Origin of the sequence: Pseudomonas fungipugnans, from assembly GCF_029955235.1 — a bacterium.
In the GTDB taxonomy this organism is placed as follows: Bacteria; Pseudomonadota; Gammaproteobacteria; order Pseudomonadales; family Pseudomonadaceae; genus Aquipseudomonas; species Aquipseudomonas fungipugnans.
In genome coordinates this window covers 3,173,479-3,196,799 of sequence record NZ_JARBWL010000001.1, presented here as the reverse complement: position 1 = coordinate 3,196,799, position 23,321 = coordinate 3,173,479, and the positions used below count along the sequence as shown (strand labels likewise).

Annotated in this window: 16 protein-coding genes; 10 read left to right on the top strand and 6 right to left on the bottom strand. The window is 60.5% G+C overall.

Annotated elements, in window-relative coordinates:
• Position 1 precedes the first annotated feature (1 nt).
• From POF45_RS13535 to POF45_RS13525, 3 genes are all read right to left on the bottom strand, one after another.
• Positions 2-418: a DUF3010 family protein gene (locus tag POF45_RS13535; protein WP_259497195.1), complete on the bottom strand. Its 417-nt coding sequence runs from the start codon at positions 416-418 to the stop codon at positions 2-4.
• Between the two features lie 79 nt (positions 419-497).
• Positions 498-1,106, bottom strand: coding sequence for a hypothetical protein (locus tag POF45_RS13530; RefSeq protein ID WP_282315852.1), 609 nt, complete (start codon positions 1,104-1,106; stop codon positions 498-500).
• 390 nt (positions 1,107-1,496) lie between these two features.
• A complete protein-coding gene (locus POF45_RS13525) occupies positions 1,497-1,898 on the bottom strand; it encodes a lysozyme inhibitor LprI family protein (protein WP_259497191.1) in 402 nt (133 codons plus the stop codon).
• A 235-nt stretch (positions 1,899-2,133) separates the two neighbouring features.
• On the opposite strand from POF45_RS13525, the gene POF45_RS13520 reads away from it, so the two are divergent.
• The 9 genes from POF45_RS13520 (at position 2,134) to POF45_RS13480 (ending at position 17,880) form a co-directional block, all read left to right on the top strand.
• Positions 2,134-3,111: a dipeptidase gene (locus POF45_RS13520; protein WP_259497190.1), complete on the top strand. Its 978-nt coding sequence runs from the start codon at positions 2,134-2,136 to the stop codon at positions 3,109-3,111.
• Positions 3,112-3,189: 78 nt separating this feature from the next.
• Complete coding sequence (locus POF45_RS13515) at positions 3,190-3,720, top strand: DUF5943 domain-containing protein (RefSeq protein WP_259497189.1); 531 nt, start codon at positions 3,190-3,192, stop codon at positions 3,718-3,720.
• A gap of 15 nt (positions 3,721-3,735) precedes the next feature.
• Positions 3,736-5,796 carry a dimethylglycine demethylation protein DgcA gene (dgcA, locus tag POF45_RS13510; RefSeq protein WP_259497188.1) on the top strand — a complete coding sequence of 687 codons (2,061 nt, stop codon included), beginning with the start codon at positions 3,736-3,738 and terminating at the stop codon, positions 5,794-5,796.
• 220 nt (positions 5,797-6,016) lie between these two features.
• A complete protein-coding gene (gene dgcB, locus POF45_RS13505) occupies positions 6,017-7,966 on the top strand; it encodes a dimethylglycine demethylation protein DgcB (protein ID WP_259497187.1) in 1,950 nt (649 codons plus the stop codon).
• A complete protein-coding gene (gene etfA, locus POF45_RS13500) occupies positions 7,966-9,186 on the top strand; it encodes an electron transfer flavoprotein subunit alpha (RefSeq protein ID WP_282315851.1) in 1,221 nt (406 codons plus the stop codon). The genes dgcB and etfA overlap by 1 nt, the downstream gene beginning before the upstream one ends.
• 10 nt (positions 9,187-9,196) lie before the next feature.
• Positions 9,197-9,967 (top strand): electron transfer flavoprotein subunit beta, encoded by a 771-nt coding sequence (gene etfB / locus POF45_RS13495; protein WP_282315850.1) that lies wholly within the window; start codon positions 9,197-9,199, stop codon positions 9,965-9,967.
• Between the two features lie 1,114 nt (positions 9,968-11,081).
• Entirely contained in the window at positions 11,082-14,534 is a 3,453-nt protein-coding gene (locus POF45_RS13490) for an alpha/beta fold hydrolase (protein ID WP_259497184.1), read from the top strand.
• 205 nt (positions 14,535-14,739) lie between these two features.
• Positions 14,740-16,608 carry a c-type cytochrome gene (locus tag POF45_RS13485; RefSeq protein WP_282315849.1) on the top strand — a complete coding sequence of 623 codons (1,869 nt, stop codon included), beginning with the start codon at positions 14,740-14,742 and terminating at the stop codon, positions 16,606-16,608.
• Positions 16,609-16,635: 27 nt separating this feature from the next.
• Positions 16,636-17,880 carry a metallophosphoesterase family protein gene (locus tag POF45_RS13480; protein ID WP_259497182.1) on the top strand — a complete coding sequence of 415 codons (1,245 nt, stop codon included), beginning with the start codon at positions 16,636-16,638 and terminating at the stop codon, positions 17,878-17,880.
• A gap of 254 nt (positions 17,881-18,134) precedes the next feature.
• Here the strand turns inward: POF45_RS13480 and gbcA are convergent, their stop codons facing one another.
• Positions 18,135-19,430 carry a glycine betaine monooxygenase oxygenase subunit gene (gene gbcA, locus POF45_RS13475; RefSeq protein WP_259497181.1) on the bottom strand — a complete coding sequence of 432 codons (1,296 nt, stop codon included), beginning with the start codon at positions 19,428-19,430 and terminating at the stop codon, positions 18,135-18,137.
• A gap of 282 nt (positions 19,431-19,712) precedes the next feature.
• Between gbcA and gbcB the strand changes: the two genes are divergently transcribed.
• The gene (gene gbcB / locus POF45_RS13470; protein ID WP_259497180.1) at positions 19,713-20,813 is read left to right on the top strand and encodes a glycine betaine monooxygenase reductase subunit; all 1,101 of its coding nucleotides are present in this window, start codon (positions 19,713-19,715) and stop codon (positions 20,811-20,813) included.
• 76 nt (positions 20,814-20,889) lie between these two features.
• Here the strand turns inward: gbcB and POF45_RS13465 are convergent, their stop codons facing one another.
• Positions 20,890-21,714, bottom strand: coding sequence for an SDR family oxidoreductase (locus POF45_RS13465; RefSeq protein WP_259497179.1), 825 nt, complete (start codon positions 21,712-21,714; stop codon positions 20,890-20,892).
• Between the two features lie 561 nt (positions 21,715-22,275).
• The gene (locus POF45_RS13460) at positions 22,276-23,316 is read right to left on the bottom strand and encodes a threonine aldolase family protein (protein ID WP_259497178.1); all 1,041 of its coding nucleotides are present in this window, start codon (positions 23,314-23,316) and stop codon (positions 22,276-22,278) included.
• Between the last annotated feature and the right edge of the window lie 5 nt (positions 23,317-23,321).

The following is a 23,321-nucleotide window of genomic DNA, read 5'->3' as shown; positions in this document are numbered from 1 at the left end:
CTTACTTTTTCATCAGCGCAGAACACGCCGCCTTGTAGGCTTCATGCTGATACTTGTTCAGCGTCGCCGGCAGCTCAAAGGCGAACTTCTTGTTCTGCGCATTGATGGTCTGCGGTGACAGCAGTATCACTTCACAATTTTCCAGCAACTGGAAAACGCCCTCGATCTTGAACGTGGTTGGCCCGCCGGCGAATTCGCCTTTCTTGCTGCGCTTCTTGATCGCGATCCGGTCGATGGCGTTTTCACGCACAAACGAGGCGACCTGAGCAGCGAAGATTTTGACGTTGGCGGCGTCGTCGTCATCCTCAAGAGCGATTTTCTTGGTGGCCAGGGCGATGTGGCTCAGCGCCTGACCGTCGAGAGAGGCGATGGCGATGATCGCTTCGCTGCCTTTGATTTCGATGCCGCAAGTCTTCATGCAAAAGCCTTTTATGAGTGGTTCACGCGCAACCTTGTGAAGTACAGGCATCTTACCGGCAGTGCACAGCGCGTGCAGATCAGCCTTCGTGAATTCGACTTTCCACCGCGGGTTTATCTGCATTGCGGATCGCGGTGCTGATCTTTTCGACTTGTTCCGTGCTTCTGGAGAAGGCCGCACGAGTCTCCAGCGCGGTACGAGGCGAGGACAGTTCTGCGGACTGCGCGCCTAATGCTTCAAGCGTCCGTTTGGCCACATCGGTGTCAAGTTCCTGCACGGTGCTGATCAACTGCTTGCGTTCAGGCACGGTACCGTCGAGCCAATTGGCAAAGTAGGCTTGCTTGCCCTTGTTTGCATCCAGAGACCACTCGGCCTGAGGACTGGCCTGGGCAATCGCGTCAGTCCTTTTTGATGCAGTAACGCCAACCTGATTGGCGCCAAGGGCAAAGCTGAAAATGAACAGCGAATTGAGCACGAAAAGCACGAAGCGTTGCCACAACACAGTCGATGTCGCGGCGAACACCACGAGTCCAAACAAAATGCTGATGATCAGCCCGGTGTAGTTGGGGGGCACACCAAACTGATTGACCAGCGTGTTTGTGATGAACATGGTCAGGGAGCCGGCTATGCCCGGTGTCAGCATCGACTTGGGGTTCAGAAACTCCTCGTGGGCTTTTTTCTCGGGCATGGCCGTAACCTGGATGGCTTGCGATCAGCAAAGCTTAGGCGCTAATACCCATATCCTCTATTCGCCCGCAGAGATCGCCTTGCAGATCGCCGGGCATTGAGCGCCACGCCATCAGCGCGCTGGATCGGCTTGCCTAACCTTTTCCAGTACCGGCGGGCACGGCAATGAACACACGACTGCATTTGGGGGGAGAGGCAGGCCCTCACTCAAGGCCTTCATTGAAGTGTGTAACCCTTTCAGCTTCCTTGAGCCCGAGCGCTATATCGAACAGACGCTGGATGCGTTTTCCGGATGGAGCGCTTGCTGTGCTGATCTGGAAATCGATAAAGGGCAAAGCCAAAAGCTGCTGACCGTCCTTGAATCAGTATGGCAAGCGCTCTAAAACCTCCCTCACTCCTGCGAAATCGACTCCAAAAACTCCGACCGCTCGTCGCTCATCCGCGCCACGCAATCGTTCTGCGCAATGGTGAATGCCTTGCTACCGCTCGTCGCCGGAAACGCTTCCACCGCGCAATCCGCGTCCCGGGTCTTCTGCCATTGCTGTTGAGCGGTCTTGAGTTTGGCGGTGATGTCGGCCAGTTGCGTCGGGTTCTTGCCGTAGGCCGTTTGCAGGCGTTCGGTCAGGCCCTGGTAGTTTTCCTTGAGCAACTGTTCGGCGGTGGTTCTGCCGTAGGCCGAGCATTCCAGGGTCTGGACGTCGTTTTCGACCGCATCGCACGGGTTGTTGTCGGACTCTTCGGCCGCGTGTACGCCGGTCGCTATCAGTGCCAAAGCCAGGAAGATCGATTTCATTGCGCCGCCGCCCCATTTTTCAGTGCATATCCAGAGATGCGGCGAATTCTGGCTCAAGAACGGAGTTCTGAACAGGGAGCCAGAAGCACGCCAGACAAGCCGTTTGCCTGCGATTGACGCTTTCGGCAATTCCCCTGTCGTTTTTGCACCCGGCTGCACGGGCACCGAGGCATATGCTGGCCCCAAAGCGCCGGCAGACGATTCGGCGCATGAATCGCCAATAGGGGACAGCCTGATGAGCCCAGCCGAATTGCACGCCGACAGCATCGTTATCGACGGGCTGATCATTGCCAAGTGGAACCGTGAGCTGTTCGAAGACATGCGCAAGGGCGGTCTGACCGCAGCCAACTGCACCGTGTCGGTGTGGGAGGGCTTCCAGGCCACCATCAACAACATTGCCGCCAGCCAGAAACTGATCCGCGAGAACAGCGACCTGGTGATCCCGGTGAAAACCACCGCCGACATCCGCAAAGCCAAGGAGCAGGGCAAGACCGGGATCATCTTCGGCTTCCAGAACGCCCATGCCTTTGAAGACCAGCTGGGCTACATCGAGATCTTCAAGCAGCTCGGCGTGGGCGTGGTGCAGATGTGCTACAACACCCAGAACCTCGTCGGCACCGGTTGCTACGAGCGTGATGGCGGCCTGTCGGGTTTCGGTCGCGAAGTCGTCGCCGAGATGAACCGTGTCGGCATCATGTGCGACTTGTCCCACGTCGGCTCCAAGACGTCCGAAGAAGTCATCCTCGAATCGAAAAAACCGGTCTGCTATTCCCACTGCCTGCCGTCGGGTCTCAAAGAGCACCCGCGCAACAAATCCGATGAAGAGCTCAAGTTCATTGCCGACCACGGTGGTTTTGTCGGCGTGACCATGTTCGCGCCGTTCCTGGCCAAGGGCATCGATTCGACCATCGACGACTACGCCGAAGCCATCGAATACACCATGAACATCGTCGGCGAAGACGCCATCGGCATCGGCACCGACTTTACCCAGGGTCACGGCCAGGACTTCTTCGAAATGCTGACCCACGACAAGGGCTATGCCCGCCGTCTGACCAGCTTCGGCAAGATCATCAACCCGCTGGGCATCCGCACCGTGGGCGAGTTCCCTAACCTGACCGAGACGCTGCTCAAGCGCGGCCACTCCGAGCGCGTGGTGCGCAAGATCATGGGCGAAAACTGGGTCAGTGTCCTGAGAGACGTCTGGGGCGAATAAGCCGCCGCACTTACGAATCCTTACCCGCTGCCGTCCGTGCAGCGGGCAACAAACCGAATTTTCCGGAGTTAAGTTTCCATGGCCAAGATCGCCCCGCAATTGCCAATCGAAGTCGACAGCGAAACCGGTGTCTGGACCTCCGACGCCCTGCCGATGCTGTACGTGCCGCGCCATTTCTTCGTCAACAATCACATGGGCATCGAGGAAGTGCTGGGCGCCGATGCGTATGCCGAGATCCTCTACAAGGCCGGCTACAAATCGGCCTGGCACTGGTGTGAAAAAGAAGCCGAATGCCATGGCCTGGAAGGCGTCGCGGTATTCGAGCACTACATGAAGCGCCTGTCGCAACGCGGCTGGGGCCTGTTCAAGATTCAGGACATCGACCTCGACAAAGGCACTGCCAGCGTCAAGCTTGAACACTCGGCGTTCGTCTACGTGTACGGCAAGGTCGGGCGCAAGGTCGACTACATGTTCACCGGCTGGTTTGCCGGGGCCATGGACCAGATTCTGCAAGCCCGTGGCAGCAGCCTCCGCACCGTGGCCGAACAAGTCTACGGTGGCTCCGAAGAGGGCCACGACGACGGCCTGTTCACCGTCAAGCCGTTGTAAGTCGAGGACCGCGCCATGGCTTTCGAAGCAATGTTCCAGCCGATCCAGATCGGCAAACTGACCATCCGCAACCGCGTGCTCAGCACCGCGCACGCCGAGGTCTATGCCACCGACGGCGGCATGACCACCGACCGGTACGTCAAGTATTACGAAGAGAAAGCCAAGGGCGGGATCGGCCTGGCGATTTGCGGCGGTTCCTCCAGCGTGGCCATCGACAGCCCGCAAGGCTGGTGGAAATCGGTCAACCTGGCGGACGACCGGATCATCCCGCATTTCCAGAACCTGGCCGATGCCATGCACAAGCATGGCGCCAAGATCATGATCCAGATTACCCACATGGGCCGACGCTCGCGTTGGGACGGTGAGCACTGGCCAACCCTGCTGTCGCCGTCTGGCATCCGCGAACCGGTGCACCGTGCGACCTGCAAGACCATCGAGCCGGAAGAAATCTGGCGGGTGATCGGCAACTACGCCAGCGCTGCAGCGCGGGCCAAGGCCGGTGGCCTGGATGGCGTCGAATTGTCCGCTGTGCACCAGCACATGATCGACCAGTTCTGGAGCCCGCGCGTCAACAAACGTACCGACGAATGGGGCGGCAGCTTCGAGAACCGCATGCGTTTCGGCCTGGAAGTGCTGAAGGCCGTGCGCGCTGAAGTCGGCCCGGATTTTTGCGTCGGCATTCGTCTGTGCGGTGACGAGTTTCACCCGGACGGCTTGTCCCACGAGGACATGAAACAAATCGCCAAGTATTACGACGACACCGGCATGCTCGATTTCATCGGCGTCGTGGGTTCGGGTTGCGACACCCACAACACCCTGGCCAACGTGATCCCGAACATGAGTTATCCACCGGAGCCGTTCCTGCACCTGGCGGCCGGGATCAAGGAAGTGGTCAAGGCCCCGGTGCTGCACGCGCAGAACATCAAGGACCCGAACCAGGCCACGCGTATTCTGGAAGGTGGCTATGTGGACATGGTCGGCATGACCCGCGCCCACATTGCCGATCCCCACCTGATCGCCAAGATCAAGATGGGCCAGATCGACCAGATCAAACAGTGCGTCGGGGCCAACTACTGCATCGACCGTCAGTACCAGGGCCTGGACGTGTTGTGCATCCAGAACGCCGCGACCTCCCGTGAATACATGGGCGTGCCGCACATCATCGAGAAATCGACCGGTGTCAAACGCAAGGTCGTGGTGGTCGGTGCCGGGCCTGCGGGGATGGAAGCGGCTCGCGTGGCGGCCGAACGTGGCCATGACGTGACGCTGTTCGAGAAAAAAGAATTCATCGGCGGGCAGATCACCACCGCCTCGAAAGCCCCGCAACGGGACCAGATTGCCGGCATCACCCGCTGGTTCCAGCTGGAGCTGGCGCGGTTGAAAGTCGATCTGCGTCTGGGCGTGGCGGCGGATGCGCCGACCATCCTCGACCTGCGCCCGGACGTGGTGGTGCTCGCCGTTGGCGGTCATCCGTTCCTGGAACAGAACGAACACTGGGGCGCGGCGGAAGGCCTGGTGGTCAGCAGTTGGGACATCCTTGACGGCAAAGTGGCGCCGGGCAAGAACGTGCTGGTCTACGACACCATTTGCGAATTCACCGGGATGTCCACTGCAGACTTCCTCGCCGACAAGGGCAGCCAGGTCGAGATCGTCACAGACGACATCAAGCCGGGCGTGGCGATTGGCGGCACATCGTTCCCGACCTACTACCGCAGCATGTACCCCAAAGAAGTGATCATGACCGGCGACATGATGCTGGAGAAGGTCTACCGCGAAGGCGACAAGCTGGTGGCGGTGCTGGAGAACGAATACACCGGCGCCAGAGAGGAGCGGGTGGTGGACCAGGTGGTGGTGGAAAACGGCGTGCGTCCGGACGAAGAAATCTATTACGCGCTCAAAGAGGGCTCGCGCAACAAGGGCCAGATGGACATCGAAGCCCTGTTCGCGATCAAGCCGCAGCCATCGCTGAGCCAACCGGGGGACGGCTATTTGCTGTTCCGCATCGGCGACTGCGTGGCCCAGCGCAACACCCACGCGGCGATCTATGACGCGTTGCGGTTGTGCAAGGATTTCTAACGGCTTCACCACCATCACCTGTGGCGAGGGAGCTGGCTCCCGTTGGGCTGCGAAGCGGCCCCAAATCAGCCAATGCGGTCTGTCAGTAAGAACGCGTTGGCCGGTTTACGACTGCTTCGCAGCCGAACGGGGGCAAACCCCCTCGCCACAGGTAGGTGCCAGGCCTTCATCGGCACGCACATGAACCCGTGCAAGACCCCGAGGTCTTTGGGAGCTCCACATGTTGAACACCCTTCTTCCAATCCTGCTGTTCGCTGCCCTGGGCCTGGCTGTCCTGGGCGCGTTGCGGCGGGCGGCCATGTGGCGCCGGGGCCGTGCCTCGAAGGTCGATTTGATCGGCGGCCTGCTGGCCATGCCCAAGCGCTACATGGTCGATTTGCACCACGTCGTCGCGCGGGACAAATACATCGCCAACACCCACGTCGCCACAGCCGGCGGCGCGGTCGCATCGATGGTGCTGGCCATTCTGGTCCACGGTTTCGGCCTGCATAACCGCTTTCTCGGTTACGCCCTGTTGCTGATGACTGCGGTGATGTTCGTCGGCGCGATCTTCGTCTACCTGCGCCGTCGCAACCCACCGGCCCGTTTGTCCAAAGGCCCCTGGATGCGCTTGCCGAAAAGCCTGCTGGCATTCTCGGCATCGTTCTTCCTCGTGACGCTGCCGGTGGCGGGCATCCTTCCGGAAAATTTCGGCGGTTGGCTGGTGGCGGCGATTCTCGGGGTCGGCGTGCTGTGGGGCGTCTCGGAACTGTTCTTCGGCATGACCTGGGGCGGCCCGATGAAGCACGCCTTTGCTGGCGCATTGCACCTGGCCTGGCACCGTCGCGCCGAACGCTTCAACGGCGGCCGTTCCACCGGCCTGAAACCGCTGGACCTCAACGATCCGAGCGCACCGCTGGGCGTGGAAAAACCCAGGGATTTCACCTGGAACCAACTGCTCGGTTTCGACGCCTGCGTGCAGTGCGGTAAATGTGAAGCCGCCTGTCCGGCGTTTGCCGCTGGCCAGCCGCTGAACCCGAAAAAGCTGATTCAAGACATGGTCGTCGGCCTGGCCGGTGGCACCGATGCCAAATTCGCCGGCAGCCCGTATCCGGGCAAAACCGTGGGCGAACATAGCGGCAACCCGCATCAACCCATCGTCAACGGTCTGGTGGACGCCGAGACCCTGTGGTCCTGCACCACCTGCCGCGCCTGCGTCGAGGAATGCCCGATGATGATCGAGCACGTCGACGCCATCGTCGACATGCGCCGTCATCTGACCCTGGAAAAAGGCGCCACGCCCAACAAGGGCGCCGAAGTCCTGGAAAACCTGATCGCCACCGACAACCCTGGCGGCTTCGCGCCCGGTGGGCGGATGAACTGGGCGGCGGATTTGAACCTCAATCTGCTCAGCGAGAAAAAGTCTGTCGACGTGCTGTTCTGGGTCGGCGACGGTGCGTTCGACATGCGCAACCAGCGCACCTTGCGCGCCTTCGTCAAAGTGCTGAAAGCGGCCAAGGTCGACTTCGCAGTGCTGGGTCTTGAAGAACGCGACAGCGGCGATGTGGCCCGGCGCCTGGGTGATGAAGCAACGTTCCAGCTGTTGGCCAAGCGCAACATCCAGACCTTGGCCAAATACAGCTTCAACCGCATCGTCACCTGCGACCCGCACAGTTTCCATGTGCTGAAAAACGAGTACGGCGCCTTCGACGGCCACTACCTGGTGCAGCACCACAGCACCTACATGGCCGAAATCATCGGCGCTGGCGCGTTGAATCTCGGCCAACACAAAGGCAGCAGCGTGACGTACCACGACCCGTGCTACCTCGGCCGCTACAACGGCGAATACGAGGCGCCGCGTGAAGTGCTGCGCGCGCTCGGGATTGAAGTCAAAGAGATGCAACGTTCCGGGTTCCGTTCACGCTGCTGCGGCGGTGGCGGCGGCGCGCCGATCACTGACATTCCGGGCAAACAACGGATCCCCGACATGCGCATGGACGACATCCGCGAAACCGGTGCCGAGCTGGTGGCCGTGGGTTGTCCACAGTGCACGGCGATGCTCGAAGGCGTGGTTGAACCGCGTCCGTTGATCAAGGACATCGCCGAACTGGTGGCCGATGCCTTGCTCGAAGACGCCGCGCCGAGCAAGCCGGCAACGCCAGCCAAACGTGAACCCGCGGAGGTGCATTGATGAGCGACATTATCCGCCGCGATCCCCGCGCCGAATGGATCGCCCGCAACCGTCTGCACCCGCTGCATGCGGCCATGCAACCGGCGCAACACAGCTGGATGGGGCCTAACGGCGTCATTCGCAAGAACCTGCACGGCATCGGGTTTATCGGGCCTAACGGCATCAAGCGTATCGACCGTAGCGGCGCGCAGCAGGGTGGGGCGAGCAAACGTTCGGCGGCCGTTGAAGTGCAATTGCCGCTGCATCAGGTGCCGGCACCTGCGTTCTACATCAGCGTGGTGCCGGACATGGTGGGTGGCCGTTTGAGCAGCCATGACCGGGATTTGCTCGGCCTCGCGCATCAGTTGGCCGGCAACGATGGCGCGGTGTTGGCCGTGGTGTTCGGCGAACACAAGGAAAACGCCTTTGCCACGGCTGGCGTCGATCGCCTGTTGGTGCTCGAAGGCGATGAATTCAGTGGTTATGCACCGGAGCAACGGGTGCAGGGGCTGCGGGCTGTGGATAACCAGTTCAGCCCGCGTCATTGGTTGCTGCCGGACAGTCGCAGCGGTGGTGGTGAACTCGGTCGGCGCTTTGCGGCGGCGTTGGGGGAACGCCCGGCCACGCGGGTCTGGCAGGTCAAGGATCAGCAATGCATTGGCCGTGCCGGTGCCGGTCTGCAAGACCTTGCGCGTCCGCTCGCACGCTTGATTCTGGCGGCTGCCGAATGTGCAGAACCGGTCAGCGATACCCGTCACGAAGCATTGCCGGTGGAGTTATCCACAGCAGTGGCGCGCAGCCTGTCGCGTATCGAGGACCTGGGCGCCGTAGCGGTGGACCCGGCGGCGATTCCGATGGCCGAAGCCGAGTTCATCTTCTCCGGCGGCAACGGGGTCAAGGACTGGGGACTTTTCCACAGGACCGCCCAAGCCCTCGGCGCCACCGAGGGCGCGTCCCGGGTAGCGGTGGACGACGGCTTCATGGCGCGGGACCGGCAGGTCGGTGCATCCGGCACTTGGGTCACTGCGCGGGTTTACGTGGCCGTGGGGATTTCCGGGGCGATCCAGCACCTGCAAGGCATCGGTGCCTGCGACAAGGTGGTGGCAATCAACCTCGATCCGGGTTGCGACATGATCAAACGGGCCGACCTGTCGGTGATCGGCGAAAGCGCCGCGATTCTGCAAGCCTTGATCGATGCGGTAGCGGCTTACCGCAGCGAATCCCGGCGCGATGCGGCTTGAGGAAAAGATCATGAGTACGAAAATCATCAGCCTGGTGTCCATCGGCGCCCACCCGACTTCCGGTCGGCCACGTCGCGCCGAGCAGGATGCGCGTGCGGTGGAACTGGGTCTGCAACTGGCTGGGGATAACCTGCAAGTGCTGCATGCCGGCGACATCGCGGAACCGGCGCTGCGGGCTTATCTGGGCATGGGCCTGGAACAGCTGCATGTGCTGGAGCAGCCGGTCGGCGCCGACGCATTGCCAGCATTGACTGCGTATTTGCGTGATGCGGGGGCGCAGGTTGTGCTCACCGGCAGCCAGGCGGAAACCGGCGAAGGCTCGGGGATGTTGCCGTTCCTGCTGGCGGAAAACCTGGGCTGGCCGTTGGTGGTGGGGTTGGCACAGGTCGAATCCATCGACGGCGGCTCGGCGCTGGTGCTGCAAGCCTTGCCCCGTGGTCAGCGCCGCCGGCTGAAAGTGCGTCTGCCGTTTCTGGCAACTGTGGATAACGCTGCGCCCAAGCCTCGGCAGAGTGCTTATGGCCCGGCCCGGCGCGGGGTATTGCAGGCCGATGAAGTTGAAGTGATCGATGATGAACTGTTGGCCGTGGCAACCCTGCAACCGGCCAAACCACGGCCCAAGCGTTTGAAAGTGATCAAGGCCAAGAGCGGCGCGGACCGCATGAAGGCCGCGACGGCCAAGGCCAGCGGTGGCGGTGGGCAAGTGCTCAAGGACGTCACGGCGCAGGCAGGTGCCGAAGCGATCCTCAAATTGCTGATTGAAGAAGGCGTGGTTCGCTGACCCGGATTCATCACTAATTCACTGTGGGAGCGAGCCTGCTCGCGAAGAGGCCATCCGCTTCAACGATGATGTTGCCTGACAAACCGCTTTCGCGAACAGGCTCGCCCCCACAGGGATAGGTGCTTTTCACGCGCGATGTGTTTTACCCACAATCCCTGTTAGCGCTTCTGTGGATAACATGTTCGCCCCTCGCTGTACCCCATACAAATCAAGCCCTGTAGCGCTCAGTACAAAAAACAACCAGCCTAACTCACGGTTTTTCCGGGCTTTTTCCCGAGGATAACTTTGCCCGCAGGCCAATACTTGCCCCCAATCTCTGTTGGCGCTTCTGTGGATAAGATGTTCGCTAACCGCTACAGGCCTTATAAACCGGGACTATTAGGCAGTTGATCATAAAACGATCAAAATCCATTTTCGACCCGCAAAACTCCGCGCAAACCCTTGAAAATCGCGGTATTCAACGGTTTTCCACAGATCCACCAAAGTTGCCCCCAAAGTCTGTTGGCGCTTCTGTGGATAAGGTGTTCGCCATCCTCTACAGCCCATACAAACCGTGGCTTTCGACGGTCTGGTCAAAAAACAGCCAATCCCCTCTGGAAACCCTTCTTCTGGATAAGTCACGGATTTTCTTCGCTTTCTGTGGAGAAATTTTCCGACAAATCCACAGTTGTCCCCATAACCGGTGGATGGAGGTGTGGATAACTTGTTCGTCAAACCCTGCAAGCCACGCGGCGCATAGGCCTGAAGGCAATAGATCAGATTTCATACAGTTCTAAGGCACTTCCTTGACGGCGAACGGTCGCCTGTCTTCACTAACCAGTTACCAGGGACAACGTCACTTATCCACATCTGGTTCAGGGAGAACGCGTGATGGATATCCAGCCACACCGCTCGCACCCCGCTCTCTGCCGGAGTTGTGTCCCAACTCCCGCCCCTCTGCTGCGCAAACGGACTCACCGTCGCGCCACCAATCAGCGTGCTCGCCTATAGCGCCTGATTTGTTCAAGACACAGCTGTGCTGTCGCTGAGTTCGCTCGGTGGCCAGGTGCTCGTTCGTCCATTGATTGCAGGCAGCCGCAGAGTTGCCCCATCAGCCTGAGAGAGGAAAGACCCCATGACGCGGATCGCAACGCCCATCAGCGACATCCAGGAACACTATGACGTGATTGTTATCGGCTCCGGCTACGGCGGCGGGATTGCCGCTTCACGCCTGTCCAGAGCCGGCAAGCGTGTGTGCCTGCTGGAGCGGGGCCGGGAAATCCAGCCTGGCGAGTACCCCAACACCATGATCGCCGCGACCGAGGAGTTGCAGGTGCATGATCCGGACGGCCATATCGGTTCGCGCACCGGGCTGTTCGACTTGCACGTCAACGCCCAGCAGAACGTGGTGGTCGGTTGTGGCCTGGGCGGTACATCACTGATCAATGCCAACGTGGCACTGGAGCCGGAGCCCGGTGTGTTCGACGACCCGCGCTGGCCGCTCGCCGTGCGCGAACACCGCGATACGCTGCTCAAGGACGGCTATGCCCGCGCCCGGGAAATGCTCAAGCCCAATCCTTACCCGAGCACGTCGCCAACGCTGCCGAAACTGGAGGCCAACAAAAAATCAGCGGACTACCTCAAGCAAGGCGCGCACTTCTACAAGCCGCCGATCAACGTGACCTTCGACAAACTGCCCAACAACATCAATCACGTCGGTGTCGAGCAACTGCCCTGCAACCATTGTGGCGACTGCGTCTCTGGCTGTAACAACAAGGCCAAGAACACCACGTTGATGAACTACCTGCCGGACGCCAGCAACCACGGTGCGCAGATTTTCTGTCAGGCCGAGGTGCGGCATCTGGAGCGCGACGGTGATGGCTGGATCGTGCACTTCCAGTACCTGGACAGCGGTCGCGAGATGTTTTCGGCGCCGACTCTGTTCGTCAAGGCCGACATCGTTGTGGTGTCCGCCGGCACGTTGGGCTCGACCGAAATCCTGCTGCGTTCGCGCGAAAAAGGCCTGTCGACGTCCAACCAGCTCGGCGAAAACATGAGCGGCAATGGCGACATCCTCGGCTTCGGCCACAACTGCGAGCAACCGATCAACGGCATCGGCTTCGGTGCGCACCCGGCCAAGGAACTGGACCCGGTCGGCCCGTGCATCACCTCGATCATTGACATGCGCACCGAAGGCGACTGGCGCAGCCGCATGGTCATTGAAGAAGGCTCGATCCCCGGCGCGCTTGGGCGCCCAATGGTGCCGAGCATGGCCGCGTTCGCTGAAGTGATCGGCAAGCCCACCGACGACAGTTTTACCGGCAAGCTGAAATACAAGGAGCGCGAAGCCGAGAGCTTCCTGCGTGGCCCGTATTACGGCGCGCTGCACAACATGCAGACCTACCTGATCATGAGTCACGACGACGGCAAAGGCCGTATGGTGCTCGACAGCAAGGATCAGTTGCGCATCGACTGGCCGGGCGTCGGCGAGCAGGAAAACGTCAAGATCGGCAACGAACGGCTGCACCTGAGTACCCAGGCGCTGGGCGGGATCTGGGTCGAGAATCCGATCTGGACCAAGCTGCTCAAGCACAGCATCGTCTCGGTTCACCCATTGGGCGGTTGTGTAATGGGCGAGGACGCAGGGCAGGGCGTGGTCAACCACAAGGGCCAGGTGTTCAGCGGCGTCAGCGGCACCGACGTCTATCCCGGTTTGTACGTGACCGACGGTGCGGTGATTCCGACCTCACTGGCGGTCAATCCGTTGCTGACCATTTCCGCCGTGAGCGAGCGCAACATGGGCCTGTTGGCGGCCGATCGCGGTTGGCACATCGACTACACGCTGCCCTCGGCGCCGCGCAAATCGGTGGCACCGCCGACGTTGGGCGTGCAGTTCACCGAAACCATGAAGGGTTTTTTCTCCAGGGACTTCATCCAACCGCAAGGCACCGACCTCAAGCTGTATGAAGCGGCGGCCACTCGTGGTGAATCGCAAAACTCGCCCATCGAGTTCACCCTGACTATCACCGCCAATGACCTCAACCGCATGATCAAGGAGCCGGAACACGCTGCGACGCTGGTTGGCACCCTGAATGCGCCGGCCCTGTCGCCGCTACCGCTGACCGCCAGCAACGGCGTGTTCAACCTGTTCGAGCAGTATCAGGAGCAGGTCGGCGTACGGCACATGAACTACGACATGAAACTGACCGCCGAGGACGGCCACGACTATTTCTTCAGTGCCTTCAAAACCGTGCCCGAAGACAATGGCGTGCTGAATATCTGGCACGACACCAGCACGCTGTACGTGACGCTGTATAGCGGGCCGGACAAGAGCGGCGCGGTGATCGGCTCCGGGGTGATGCACATTCATCCGACCGATTTCGCCAAGCAGATGACCACCATGAAGGTGCTCAATGCGCGCAACGAACGTGAACGCGTCGAGGGCCTGGCGCGCTTCGGCAAGTTCTTTGCCGGCATCCTGTGGGAAAGTTATGGCGGCGTGTTCGCTGGCGATATCTACTTCAACCCCGACGCACCGCCCCGGCTGAAACGGCCTTTGGACGCGCCGCCGCCAAGCGTGCATTTCTTCCAGACCGAAGACAGCGTCGAGCTGCGCCTGACCCGTTATCAGGGCGGCAGCAAAGGCCCGGTGATGCTGGTACATGGCTTGGGTGTGGGCTCGAATATTTTCTCCACCGACACCATCCAGACCAACCTGCTGGAGTACCTGTGCAAGCACGAGTACGACGTCTGGCTCCTGGATTTTCGGGTCAGCATCCTGCTGCCCGCCAGCAAGCACGAGTGGAACGGCGACCAGATTGCCCAGTACGATTTCAAGGCCGCCATCGAACAGATCCAGCAAGCGACCCAGGCGCGGGACGTGCAATGCGTGGTGCATTGTTACGGTGCGACGACCTTCTTCATGTCGCTGCTGGCCGGGTTGCAGGGCGTGCGTTCGGTGGTCTGCTCGCAGATTGCGGCGGACACCGTGGTCGCCACGGCCACCGGGCTCAAGGCCGGTTTGCATTTGCCGGGGATGCTCGATGCCATCGGCGTCAAATCACTCACGGCGTATGCCGACAACAAGGAGAACTGGTTCAACAAACTCTATGACAAGGCGCTTAACGGCTACGCCCGGATCGAGGCCCAGGGCTATTGCACCAACCCGGTGTGTCACCGCATCACCTTCATGTATGCATCGCTGTACCGCCACGACACCCTCAATGAAACCCTGCACGACAACCTGCACGAACTGTTCGGCGAGTCGAACATGCACACCTTCGAACACCTGGCGCTGATCGTGCGCAAAGGGCACCTGGTCAACTTCAAGGGTGAAGACGTCTACATGCAGCACTTCGACCGCCTGACCATGCCGATCTGCTTCATCAGCGGCGCGGACAACCAGTGCTATCTGCCCGAAAGCACGCTCAAGACTTATGAGCGGCTGTGCAAGGTGCATGGGCCGGAGCGTTACAGCCGGCAGGTGGTGCCGGGGTATGGCCATATCGACTGCATGTTCGGCAAGAATGCAGTGGTGGATGTGTATCCGATCATCCTGCAACACCTGGAGAAGACCGCCCTCGGCTAACGCAAATCCCCTGTGGCGAGGGAGCTTTTGTGGCGAGGGGGCTTGCCCCCGTTGGGTCGCGAAGCGGCCCCAAACCGGTGTATGCGGTCCATCAGGAGAAACCGCATTCGCAGGTTTTACGACTGCTTCGCAGCCGAACGGGGGCAAGCCCCCTCGCCACAGGTGTGTTACCTCGGGTTTTGGTGACAACAAGGAAATGGATGATATGGACACTTACATCCGCTGGTTTCAACGCTTCATCTGGCTAGGCATCGTGATGAACATGGTCTTCGCGCTGCCGGCGCTGTTCGCCCCGGCACTGCTGACGTCGATGCTCGGCCTGCCACCGCAACTCTCCGACCCATGGCTGGAAAACGCCGGCATGTTGCTGGTGGGCATCAGCGTGTTCTACATGCCGTCGGGCTTCAACGCGCCACGGTTCGTGGTGCATTCGTGGCTGTGCGTGCTGACGCGGCTGATCGCCGTGGCGTTCTGGATCTACCTGATCAACACCAGCAACGAGGCGACGGTGTTCGTGCCGATGTTGATGGGCGATCTGAGCTTCTTCCTGATCCTCGGCATCCTGCTCTATCTGGGCACCACACCCGCCAACCGCCCCGTGGCCTTGCTGTGCGATGGCTGGCGGGAATGGCGAGCGGGCTGGGCGCTTCGCTGGCAGAGCCACGGGTTCAAGGTCGGCACGCTGATCGTGGTACTGCTGCTGGGTTTCTTCGGTTACGAAACCTGGTATCAGATGTTGCGAGTGGTGCCGGCCGAGCAATACGCCTCCGACGAAGACCACTTCAAATACGCGGCCATCGGCCTTGGAATCGAAGCGCGCATCCCGTATTACCTGTTCGCCGTCTTGCCGCAGATGTGCCCGGAAAAGCTGCCGAAACCCGGTGGTTATGAAGTCTTCGGGTTCCTCTACGAGAACGGCAAGGACTTGCCCATCGGCATGGCCAAACGGCAAATCGGCTACCCGACCGTCGAGCCCAACTGCGCCTTGTGCCACACCGGGTCTTACCGGGCCAATGCCAGTGACGTCGCCACTAACCTGGCGACCGCGCCGGCCAACACCCTGCAACTGCAAGCGTTCCAGTGGTTCGCCTACGATTGCGCCAGCGACCCGAAATTCACCACCGACGCGGTGATGGCGGCGATCAACAGCAAGTTCCAGCTCGGCTTTTTCGAGCGGCTGTACAACCGCTACCTGATCATCCCGATGGCCAAGAGCGCGCTGCTCAAGCAGAAACAGGCCTACGCCTGGCAAAAGCTGCGGCCGCCGCAAGGGCCGGGGCGTACCGACACGTTCAACCCGACCAAAATGGTGGTGTTCGGCTTCCCGGATGACTCGACCATCGGCACCGTGGACCTGCCGCAAATCTGGAACCAGAAACCCCGGGAGTCGCTGTACCTGCACTGGGACGGCAATAACAACGACATTCACGAGCGCAACTACGCCGCGGCGATGGCGGTGGGGGCGACGCCGGAATCGGTGCTGCCGCAAAGCTTCAACCGCGTGACCAACTGGTTGCTGGGCACCAAGCCACCGGCCTGGCCGTGGGCGCTGGATCAGGCGAAGGTTGCTCAGGGCAAGCCGATCTGGGAGAAAAACTGCGCCGGTTGCCATGACTTTGGCCGCGCCGACACAGGGCAAGTCACCACCAGCATCGACGAACTGGGCACCGATCCGCATCGCCTGGACTCGTTTACCACGGGCCTGGTGACGGCGTTCCACAGCTTCAAGAAACCGCCGTTCGACTTCAACGCCTATCGCAAGACCCAGAGCTACAGCAACACGCCCACCGACGGCATCTGGATGCGCGCGCCGTACCTGCATAACGGCTCGGTGCCGACCCTGTGGGATTTGCTGCAAATACCGGAAAAAAGGCCTCAGGTATTCTTCACCGGCTCTGACGTGTACGACCAGCAGAAGGTCGGCTTCGTCACCAGTGGCGCTCAGGCCAAGGCTTCGGCTGATTTCAAATACGACACGCGTCTGGAGGGCAACCACAACAGTGGCCACCTGTATGGCACGCAACTGTCGGACGACGATAAACGGGCGCTCATCGAGTTTATGAAAACCCTGTGATCCTGTGACGGATGGAGGAACGCAAACATGTCATTAGTCTCGAATCTGGAACACGAATACGACAAGGTCAAACTGCGGGTACACGGGCTGTACACCCGATTGGACATGGCCTGGAAAAAGCTCATCAGCGACCTCGAACCCGAGGAATATCAGGCCATTGTGTCGCTGTTGCAGCGCGGCCATGACCAGGCGCAATACGTGCTGGCCCACGGCGAGCTGCCGACCGACGAGCCTGTCGTGCCGTGGGAGTTGTCCCACGGCCTGTCGATCCTGCACATCGGCAACGCCACCGCGCTGCCGCAATCGGAAGAAGAACTGCAAACCCAGGTGCTCAAGGACGGCAGTTTGCTGGGTTGCCGCAAATGGGAATTGCTGGACCTGATGTGGAGCGAGTCGCTGCTCAAGTGGATCGAGAACCTGCGTCGTCACGCACCGTTCGCCACCACCCCGGCACTGATGAAGATGGACAGCGACGTGACCCTGGCGATTGCTGGCGACTGGGGTACTGGTCCGTTTGACACCCATGCCCCGGCCGTGGCGGTAGCGACGCAGATGCAGCTCGGCGCGCCGGACTTCACCATTCACCTGGGCGATGTGTATTACGCCGGCACCAACTCCGAAGAAGGCGTCGACATGGTCGGTTGGCCGCAGGGGCGGCAGGGTTCGTTCACGCTCAATTCCAATCACGAGATGTACAGCGGCGCCCACGGCTACTTCAAGGAGCTGGCCAAGCGCTTCCCGCAGCAACAGGGCACCAGTTATTTCGCGCTGTATAACGATGACTGGCTGGTGATCGGCCTTGATACGGCCTATGCCTCGAAACCGTTGAACCTGTACATGGACGGCACCTTGAACCAGCCGCAGATCGACTGGATGAAAGGCTTGCCGCAGCGCAAGAAAATCATGGTGCTCAGCCATCACCAGGGCTTCGACATTGGCGGCAAGAACAAGACGGCGCTGTATCAGCCGGTGTGTGATGCCCTGGGGCGCGAGCCGGATTACTGGTATTGGGGGCATTTGCACAACGGCATCTGCTACGCCGCCCAGGGCGGGCTGCATGCCCGTTGCGTCGGGCACGGGGCGATTCCCTATGGCGACGCCAGCGAACTGGACGGCATCCCACAGGTGCTGTGGTCGGAAAGCAAGAATGCCAAGGACGAGGCGTACCCGGATCGGGTGTTGAACGGGTATGTGAAAGTGCGGCTGGTGGGGGAGAACATCGAGGAGACGTTTATCGGGGAGGATGGGTCGGTGCGGTGGTCCTCCAACTGATCGGGTGAATGTGACACCGCTTTCGCGAGCAAGCTCGCTCCCACAGTGGATCTTTGGCGCACCGAAGATCAAATAAGGGAGTGGGATACCGCTTTCGCGAGCAAGCTCGCTCCCACAGTGGATCTTTGGCGCACCGAAGATCAAATAAGGGAGTGGGATACCGCTTTCGCGAGCAAGCTCGCTCCCACAGTGGATCTTTGGCGAACCGAAGATCAAATGTGGGAGCGAGCCTGCTCGCGAAGCTTTGTTCTTGATCAGCCCTGAACCGGCACACCCTTGAGGTACGGCGCAGGCTCCGCTCCCAAATTGCTCAACAACCGCTCGCTGTACCAGTCGACAAAATTCACCACGCCAAACTCGTACGTCTTCGAATAAGGCCCAGGCTGGTAAGCCGTGGAGTTGATCCCGCGCTGATTCTCTTCGGCCAGGCGCCGGTCCTGGTCGTTGGTCGCATCCCACACCTGACGCATGCGGTCCACGTCGTAATCCACGCCTTCGACCGCGTCCTTGTGCACGATCCACTTGGTGGTGACCATGGTTTCCTGCGCGCTGATCGGCCACACCGTAAACACGATGATGTGGTCGCCCATGCAGTGGTTCCACGAATGCGGCAGGTGCAGGATGCGCATCGAGCCGAGGTCCGGGTTCTTGATGCGGCCCATGAGTTTTTTACAGCCTTGCTTGCCGTCGAGGGTCATCGATACGGTGCCCTTGAGCAGTGGCATGCGCACGATGCGGTTACGCAGGCCGAAGCTGGCGTGGGCGTAGGGGATTTTTTCGGCTTCCCAGGCGGCAGCGGAGGCGGCGACATGGTCCTTGAACGCCTGATCGGCGCGAGGGTCGGTGACGTCGTCCCATTCCAGCAGGGTTTTCAGCAGCTCCGGGTGCGACGCGTTGCAGTGGTAGCACTCGCGGTTGTTTTCCAGCACCAGTTTCCAGTTGGCCTTTTCCATCAAGGTGGTGGTAATCGCCACCTTGGTGTTCTCCATGTCATACGGTTCCATGTAGTGGTTCAGCGTCTGCAGGAAGTCATCAATGGCCGGCGGGTTTTCCGCCAGGCTGATGAAGACGTAACCGCCAGCCGTCTTCACATTCACCGGTTTGAGGCCGTACTGCTTCATGTCAAAGTCGGCGCCCATTTCGGTGCCGGCGAACAGCAGGCGGCCGTCCAGCTCGTAGGTCCACTGGTGGTAATGGCAGACCAGCTTGGCGACTTTGCCTTTTTCACTGGTGCACAGCCGCGAACCACGGTGGCGACAGACGTTGTGGAACGCATGGATCACGCCTTCGGCGCCGCGAATCACGATGATCGGGTTCTTGCCGACTTGCAGGGTCAGGTAATTGCCCTTGGTCGGGATTTCGCAGGCCATGCCGGCGATCAACCACTCTTTCTGGAAGATCTCCTGCATATCGATATCAAACAGCCGCTCGTCAGAGTAGAACGGCTGCGGCAGCGAGAACGTACGCTCGCGCTCCTGCAGCATCTGGGCGGTGGCCTTGCGTGCGGGTTCCAGCGGATCGCCCAGGCTCAGTTTTGCGGTGACGTCCATCGTTTAATCCTCATGGCCATTCTGTGTGGCCGGCGAAAGTGGCTGATACGGTTTGCTACGCAAGGTGTAAAGAAGTCGTCTTTGTGTGGAGCGAGTGTGGGGCCGGCGCTGCCCGCAACCTTATCCACGAGCGACATGGCCCACTCTGTTCCCGACGCGCAACCCCCGGTAGTTGGGGGCTGGTCGCGATAAGTATGTGAATGTCGCAGATAGGTAAATGGGTGGTTCGCGCGTTACGCAGAATCGCCAACATAAGGCCGACAGTCGGCCGTGGAGATCAGCATGTCCAACAGCTTCCTGAATCCGGTCACTACCCAGACCTGGGCCAACGGTCGACACATCGTCCGTTGCGTCAAAGTCATCCAGGAAACCTGGGACGTGCGCACCTTCTGTTTCATGGCCGATCAGCCGATTCTGTTCTTCTTCAAGCCTGGGCAGTTCGTCACCCTGGAGCTGGAAATCGACGGTGTGCCGATCATGCGCTCATACACCATTTCCAGTTCGCCGTCGGTGCCGTACAGCTTTTCGGTGACCATCAAGCGCGTGCCGGGGGGCAAGGTCTCCAACTGGTTGCATGACACCCTGCACGAAGGCCAGGAACTGGCGGTGCACGGGCCGGTCGGGCTGTTCAACGCCATGGATTTCACCGCGCCGAAGGTGCTGTACCTCAGCGGCGGTGTCGGCATCACCCCGGTGATGTCCATGGCACGCTGGTTCTACGACACCAACGGCAACGTCGACATGGTGTTTATTCACAGCGCCCGCTCACCCAAGGACATCATTTACCACCGCGAGCTGGAACACATGGCCTCGCGCATCGACAATTTCAGCCTGCACCTGATCTGCGAGAAGCATGGCCTTGGCGAGCCGTGGGCCGGTTATCGCGGCTACCTGAACCACAAGATGCTGGAGCTGATGGCGCCGGACTTCCTGGAACGCGAAGTGTTCTGCTGCGGCCCGACGCCGTACATGAATGCGGTCAAGCGCATGCTCGAAGCGGCCGGTTTCGACATGAGTCGCTATCACGAGGAATCGTTCGGGGCGACGCCACCGGAAGCTCGCGCCGATGCCGTGGAACAAGCCGAAATCGCCGCCGACGCACCGGAAGTCGACCTGGCCGACCTGCATCAGGTGGAATTCACCGCATCCGGCAAGAGCATCCGCGTGGCGCCGGGCGAAACCGTGCATGCGGCAGCGGCCAAGCTCGGGCTGCTGATTCCGAAGGCCTGCGGGATGGGGATTTGCGGGACGTGCAAGGTCATGAAACTGGGCGGCGAAGTGGAGATGGACCACAACGGCGGGATCACCGAGGAAGACGAAGCCGAAGGGTTTATCCTGTCGTGCTGCAGCGTGCCGAAGGGCGATGTGCGCATAGAGTTCTAACCCACACCAATCCCTTGTGGGAGCGAGCAGGCTCGCTCCCACAGGTTTTGTGGTCTTCTCTGATCGATTGGTTTCTTCAGCCTACAAACAGGTCCGGCATCAGTACGTCGCTGCTGTCAGGGGCGAACCGATAGTGTTCAAACTCGGTTATGCCGTGTTCCCGCAGAATCTCTTCATCAATCAGCAACCGTCCGGTAATGCCGCGACCGCTGCTGTCCAGAATGATGGAAGCCGCATCGGCCATGATCGCCGGGGTTCGTGCGTGTTTGAAGGATTCGCGCGAGCCGAGCTGGAACTCGATGGCCGCCGTGGCAATCATGGTCTGCGGCCACAGCGAGTTGACGCTGATGCCGTAGCTGGCAAATTCCTCGCTCATGCCCAGGGTCAGCATGCTCATGCCGTATTTGGTGACGGTGTAAGGGCTGTACTGCGCGAACCATTTCGTCGCCAGGTTCAGCGGTGGTGACAGATTGAGGATGTGGCCACTGGATTTTTTCAGGTAGGGCAGGGCGGCCTGGCTGCACAACAACACAGCACGTGTGTTGATCTGGTGCATCAGGTCGAAACGCTTGAGCTCGACGTGCTGAACGCCAGTCAGCTTGATGGCGCCCGCATTGTTGATCAGCGCATCAATGCCGCCAAAATGCTCGTTGGCCTGGGCCAGCGCCGCGCGTACCGCGACGTCATCGCGCACGTCCACCTGCAGAGCCAGCGCCTTGCCGCCTGCGGCTTCGACTTCCTTGGCCACGCTGAAGATAGTGCCGGGCAGTTTGGCATGCGGCTCGGCGCTTTTGGCCGCGATCACGATATTGGCCCCGTCTCTTGCAGCACGCAGCGCGATCTCGCGACCAATCCCGCGACTGGCGCCGGTGATGAACAGGGTTTTGCCTTGTAGGGACATGCGTGCGCTCCTGATTATTGTTGTCTGAGCGGATGGAACGGCTCGCAGGACAATGTAGACCAGGGCAGCAGGGGCGAACGGCTTGTGAGGGCTTTTGAGGGCTTGTGAAGGTTGTGAAGGTTGTGAAGGTTGTGAAGGTTGTGAAAGCTTTGAAGGCTTGTGAAGCCTTGGAGAGGGCTTTTGAGGGCTTGTGAAGGCTTGAGAAGGCTTGAGAAGGCTTGAGAAGGATTGTGAAGGTTGTGAAGGTTGTGAAGGTTGTGAAGGTTGTGAAAGCTGTGAAAGCTGTGAAAGCTGTGAAAGCTTGTGAAGCCTTGGAGAGGGCTTGGAGAGGGCTTTTGAGGGCTTTCGAGGGCTTGAGAAGGCTTGTGAGAGCTTGAGAAGGCTTGTGAGGGCTTTTGTGGCGAGGGAGCTTGCTCCCGCTGGGGCGCGAAGCGGCCCCGACATCTGAGAATGCGGTCTGTCAGACAGACCGCATCGGCTGGTTTTACGACGGCTGCGCCGCTGGGCGGGACGGTGCGACGTTTCGCCAAGCACCCTCGCCACAGGGGATCGTGTCGCTGCTTAGTGGGACATCACGTCCCGAATATCCGCCGCCAGTTCCCGCACGCGTTCTTCTTCGGTGTCCCACGAGCACATGAAGCGTGCGCCGCCCTTGCCGATGAAGGTGTAGAAGCGCCAGCCGCGGGCGGTCAGCGCGGCGATGGCCGGTTCCGACAGTTGCAGGAACACGCCGTTGGCCTGCACCGGGAACATCAGTTCCACGCCGGGGATGTCGCTGACCAGTTCCGCCAGCAACTGTGCGCAGCGGTTGGCGTGATGGGCGTATTTGAGCCAGGCGCCACTTTCCAGAATCCCGACCCACGGCGCCGACAGGAAGCGCATCTTGGACGCCAGCTGGCCGGCCTGTTTGCAGCGGTAGTCGAAGTCTTCGGCCAGGTCGTGGTTGAAGAACAGAATCGCCTCACCCACCGCCATGCCGTTTTTCGTGCCGCCGAAGCACAACACATCCACCCCGGCTTTCCAGGTCAGGTCTGCCGGGGAGCAGCCGAGGAATGCGCAGGCGTTGGAGAACCGGGCACCGTCCATGTGCAGGTGCAGGCCGAGTTCCTTGCAGGTGGCGCTGATGGCGCGCACTTCTTGCGGGGTGTAGATACTGCCGACTTCGGTGGCCTGGGTCAGGGTCACGACGCGGGGTTTGGGGTAGTGGATGTCCTGGCGCTTGAGCGCGACTTCGCGAATCGATTCCGGTGTGATCTTGCCGTTTTCAGTGCGGGCAATCAGCAGTTTGGATCCGTTGGAAAAGAATTCCGGCGCGCCGCATTCGTCGGTTTCGACGTGGGCGGTTTCCGAGCAGATCACGCTGTGGTAACTCTGGCACAGCGACGACAGCGCCAGGGAGTTGGCTGCCGTGCCGTTGAAGGCGAAGAACACTTCGCAGTCGGTCTCGAACAGCTGGCGGAAGTGATCGGACGCGCGGGCGGTCCATTCGTCGTCGCCATAGGCGCGCTGGTGGCCGTGGTTGGCTTGTTCCATGGCTGCCCAGGCTTCAGGGCAGATACCGGAATAGTTGTCGCTGGCGAATTGTTGGCTCTTGTCGGTCATGGCCG

Excerpts from the sequence above, each read along its gene's own strand:
- POF45_RS13480 (WP_259497182.1), top strand. The coding sequence starts at position 16,636 with ATGTCATTAGTCTCGAATCTGGAACACGAATACGACAAGGTCAAACTG.
- POF45_RS13535 (WP_259497195.1), bottom strand. The coding sequence starts at position 418 with ATGAAGACTTGCGGCATCGAAATCAAAGGCAGCGAAGCGATCATCGCC.
- POF45_RS13530 (WP_282315852.1), bottom strand. The coding sequence starts at position 1,106 with ATGCCCGAGAAAAAAGCCCACGAGGAGTTTCTGAACCCCAAGTCGATG.
- gbcA (WP_259497181.1), bottom strand. The coding sequence starts at position 19,430 with ATGGACGTCACCGCAAAACTGAGCCTGGGCGATCCGCTGGAACCCGCA.
- etfA (WP_282315851.1), top strand. The coding sequence starts at position 7,966 with ATGAGCGACATTATCCGCCGCGATCCCCGCGCCGAATGGATCGCCCGC.
- POF45_RS13465 (WP_259497179.1), bottom strand. The coding sequence starts at position 21,714 with ATGTCCCTACAAGGCAAAACCCTGTTCATCACCGGCGCCAGTCGCGGG.
- POF45_RS13490 (WP_259497184.1), top strand. The coding sequence starts at position 11,082 with ATGACGCGGATCGCAACGCCCATCAGCGACATCCAGGAACACTATGAC.
- gbcB (WP_259497180.1), top strand. The coding sequence starts at position 19,713 with ATGTCCAACAGCTTCCTGAATCCGGTCACTACCCAGACCTGGGCCAAC.
- POF45_RS13460 (WP_259497178.1), bottom strand. The coding sequence starts at position 23,316 with ATGACCGACAAGAGCCAACAATTCGCCAGCGACAACTATTCCGGTATC.
- POF45_RS13515 (WP_259497189.1), top strand. The coding sequence starts at position 3,190 with ATGGCCAAGATCGCCCCGCAATTGCCAATCGAAGTCGACAGCGAAACC.
- POF45_RS13520 (WP_259497190.1), top strand. The coding sequence starts at position 2,134 with ATGAGCCCAGCCGAATTGCACGCCGACAGCATCGTTATCGACGGGCTG.
- dgcA (WP_259497188.1), top strand. The coding sequence starts at position 3,736 with ATGGCTTTCGAAGCAATGTTCCAGCCGATCCAGATCGGCAAACTGACC.
- etfB (WP_282315850.1), top strand. The coding sequence starts at position 9,197 with ATGAGTACGAAAATCATCAGCCTGGTGTCCATCGGCGCCCACCCGACT.
- POF45_RS13485 (WP_282315849.1), top strand. The coding sequence starts at position 14,740 with ATGGACACTTACATCCGCTGGTTTCAACGCTTCATCTGGCTAGGCATC.
- dgcB (WP_259497187.1), top strand. The coding sequence starts at position 6,017 with ATGTTGAACACCCTTCTTCCAATCCTGCTGTTCGCTGCCCTGGGCCTG.
- POF45_RS13525 (WP_259497191.1), bottom strand. The coding sequence starts at position 1,898 with ATGAAATCGATCTTCCTGGCTTTGGCACTGATAGCGACCGGCGTACAC.